General features: G+C 33.5%; 1 protein-coding gene. It reads left to right on the forward strand.

Going from position 1 to position 346, the window contains the following annotated elements; translation table 11 throughout:
- Positions 1–251 (forward strand): hypothetical protein (locus F6K40_RS20640; protein ID WP_293138982.1); only part of this gene is annotated, 251 nt, incomplete at its 5' end.
- Positions 252–346: the final 95 nt, after the last annotated feature.

A 346-nucleotide genomic window follows, 5' to 3' on the forward strand; every position in this document is an offset into this window, starting at 1 on the left:
TTCGTTCTGACTATTATGGAAAGGAATCTGATTTTTGGCGACAATATCTACAGGTAGAGTTAGAGAAACGCAACATAATTTATATCGATCTAATTGCCGAATTTAGAAACATAATGCCTCAAGAAAAGGTAGAAACAGTATTCTTGGGAGGTGATGGGCATTATTCTGTATTTGGCAATGAATTTTTTGCTAATGTTTTGTATGAAAAGTTGTTATCTTTGCCGGAAGTTGCAGTTATTTTACAGCAGTAGAATAATTTTATAGGTTGATTTTTATGCTGAATGCTAAAAGCTGATAGCTAGTTAAAATAAAGGCGAGCGATCGCTCAAATTAAACTGACTTGAGT

Origin of the sequence: Okeania sp. SIO3I5 (assembly GCF_010672085.1) — a bacterium.
In the GTDB taxonomy this organism is placed as follows: domain Bacteria; phylum Cyanobacteriota; class Cyanobacteriia; order Cyanobacteriales; family Microcoleaceae; genus Trichodesmium.